This is a genomic window from uncultured Streptococcus sp., from assembly GCF_938036805.1.
Classification (GTDB): Bacteria; Bacillota; Bacilli; order Lactobacillales; family Streptococcaceae; genus Streptococcus.
This window is the reverse complement of record NZ_CALHWC010000094.1, coordinates 1-2,817: the sequence shown is the minus strand read 5'-3', so window position 1 is coordinate 2,817 and position 2,817 is coordinate 1. Positions and strand designations below refer to the sequence as shown.

At 46.6% G+C, this 2,817-nt stretch carries 2 protein-coding genes and 1 pseudogene; all 3 read left to right on the top strand.

What is annotated here, in order from left to right:
- Positions 1-1,149: pseudogene (locus Q0191_RS03860) on the top strand (urocanate hydratase); the annotation flags it as partial.
- Between the two features lie 115 nt (positions 1,150-1,264).
- The gene (gene ftcD, locus Q0191_RS03855) at positions 1,265-2,164 is read left to right on the top strand and encodes a glutamate formimidoyltransferase (protein WP_297664008.1); all 900 of its coding nucleotides are present in this window, start codon (positions 1,265-1,267) and stop codon (positions 2,162-2,164) included.
- 14 nt (positions 2,165-2,178) lie between these two features.
- Positions 2,179-2,805: a cyclodeaminase/cyclohydrolase family protein gene (locus Q0191_RS03850; RefSeq protein WP_297664006.1), complete on the top strand. Its 627-nt coding sequence runs from the start codon at positions 2,179-2,181 to the stop codon at positions 2,803-2,805.
- Positions 2,806-2,817: the final 12 nt, after the last annotated feature.

Here is a 2,817-nt window from a genome sequence, read left to right as displayed (position 1 = left end):
AGTCAATTAGCCGAAAGTCCAAAAGAAGCAATCGACCTAGCTCAAAAAGCTCTGGAAGCTGGCGAATCCACTTCCATTGCCTATCATGGTAACATCGTAGACCTCTTGGAATATGTCAACGAGAACAATATCCATGTAGATCTACTGTCTGACCAAACTTCTTGCCACAATGTCTATGACGGCGGCTACTGTCCAGCTGGTATCAGCTTTGAAGAGCGGACTCGCCTCCTGGCTGAAGACAAGGAAACCTTTGCTAAGTTGGTTGACGAAACATTGGAACGTCACTTCAAAGCAATCAAGACCCTGACTAGCAACGGTACCTACTTCTTTGACTACGGTAATGCCTTTATGAAGGCAGTCTATGACTCTGGCATCAAGGAAATTTCTAAGAATGGCTTTGACGACAAAGACGGCTTTATCTGGCCATCTTATGTAGAAGATATCATGGGCCCAATGCTCTTTGACTATGGTTATGGTCCTTTCCGTTGGGTATGTCTGAGCGGTAAGCACGAAGACCTAGTCGCTACTGACCATGCAGCTATGGAAGTGATCGACCCTAACCGCCGCTACCAAGACCGCGACAACTACAACTGGATCCGCGATGCAGAAAAGAACCAGCTGGTTGTTGGAACTCAGGCTCGAATTCTCTACCAAGACTGTATGGGTCGCGTCAATATCGCCCTCAAATTCAATGAATTAGTACGCGAAGGCAAGATTGGCCCTGTCATGATCGGCCGTGACCACCACGACGTATCTGGTACTGACTCTCCATTCCGTGAAACTTCCAATATTAAGGACGGTTCTAATGTTACCTGCGACATGGCTGTGCAATGTTACGCTGGTAACGCAGCTCGCGGTATGAGTCTAGTAGCTCTCCACAACGGTGGTGGAACTGGTATAGGGAAAGCAATCAACGGTGGCTTTGGCTTGGTATTAGACGGCAGCGAACGCATTGATGAAATCATCAAATCTGCTATCGCTTGGGATACGATCGGCGGAGTTGCTCGTCGTAACTGGGCACGTAATGAGCATGCTATTGAGACAGCTATCGAGTACAACCGTCTCCACCAAGGAACAGATCACATCACTATTCCATACTTAACTGACGAAGATTTGGTCAAAGAATCTGTTAAGAAATTGTTCGAATAGGAAAAACTTGTCCCCCAACTTCTAAACTGAGCTAGGCCTCACACCTAGCTCAGACGGAAGTTCCACTTTATCTACTTTGTAAATTTTAATAACATATAACACGAGGTAATATCTTATGGCAAAAATTGTTGAATGTATTCCTAACTTTTCTGAAGGCCGCAACCAAGCGGTCATTGACGGTCTAGTAGAAGTAGCTAAGAGCGTGCCAGGTGTAACACTTCTGGACCACTCTTCTGATACCAGCCACAACCGCAGCGTCTTTACCTTGGTCGGTGATGATCAAAACATTCAGGAAGTTGCTTTCCGTTTGGTTAAATACGCTTCTGAAAATATTGACTTGACCAAGCACCAGGGGGAACACCCTCGTATGGGCGCAACTGATGTCCTGCCTTTTGTACCTATCAAAGACATCACAAGTGAGGAATGCGTAGAAATTGCGAAGACTGTATCTGAGCGGATCAACTGTGAGCTCGGTATTCCAATCTTCCTCTATGAAGATGCAGCGACTCGTCCTGAGCGCAAGAACTTGGCTAAGGTTCGTAAAGGGCAGTTCGAAGGCATGCCAGAAAAACTCTTAGAACCTGACTGGGCACCTGACTACGGTGAAAGAAAGATTCACCCAACTGCTGGTGTTACTGCTGTTGGTGCTAGAATGCCGCTCATCGCCTACAACATCAACTTGGATACAGATAATTTGGAAATTGCCAACAATATTGCCAAAATCATCCGTGGTTCAAGCGGTGGCTACAAATACTGTAAAGCGATTGGCGTTATGCTGGAAGACCGCAACATTGCTCAGGTTTCTATCAACATGGTCAATCTGGAAAAATTCCCACTCTATCGTGTCTTTGAAACTGTTCGCTTTGAAGCCAAACGTTACGGAGTTGGAATCCTCGGCTCAGAAGTCATCGGTTTGGCTCCAGCTAAGGCTTTGATTGATGCAGCAGAATACTATCTGCAAATCGAAGACTTTGACTACGGCAAGCAAGTTCTGGAAAACCATTTGCTGGGCTAGGAGGACAGAAACCTATGAAATTAGTAGATTTAAGTTTGACAGAATTTGCCCAAGTCCTAGGCTCAGATGCTCCTGCACCAGGAGGCGGCTCTGCCGCTGCTCTTTCAGCAGCGAACGGTATTTCCCTGACTAAGATGGTCTGTGAATTGACCCTTGGCAAGAAAAAATACGCAGAATTTGAAGCAGAAATTGCTCAAGTGCACACAGAAAGTGCACGCTTGCAAGAAAGCCTTCTCGCAGCTATTGACAAGGACACTGAAGCCTTCAATCTAGTCTCCGCCGTCTTTGATATGCCTAAGGAGACAGAGGAAGACAAGGCTGCCCGTCGGGAAGCGATGCAACAAGCCCTCAAGGAAGCGACCAAGTCACCTTATGGCATGATGGAAGACATCTTGGCTGCCATGCAAACAACTCAAAAAGCTGTCGGCAAGTCCAATACCAACGCTGCCAGTGACCTAGGTGTAGCAGCTCTCAACCTTAAGGCTGGTCTGCAAGGGGCTTGGCTCAATGTTCTCATCAACCTGTCAGGCGTCAAGGATGAAGCATTCGTCGCAGACTACCGCAGCAAGGGTGAAGAGCTCCTACAAAAAGGTTGCGCTCTAGCCGATGAAATTTATCAAGAAATTTTGAAAGTTGTCTAATAGATAAACGGA

Coding starts and splice junctions, on each gene's coding strand:
- ftcD (WP_297664008.1), top strand. CDS start 1,265: ATGGCAAAAATTGTTGAATGTATTCCTAACTTTTCTGAAGGCCGCAAC.
- Q0191_RS03850 (WP_297664006.1), top strand. CDS start 2,179: ATGAAATTAGTAGATTTAAGTTTGACAGAATTTGCCCAAGTCCTAGGC.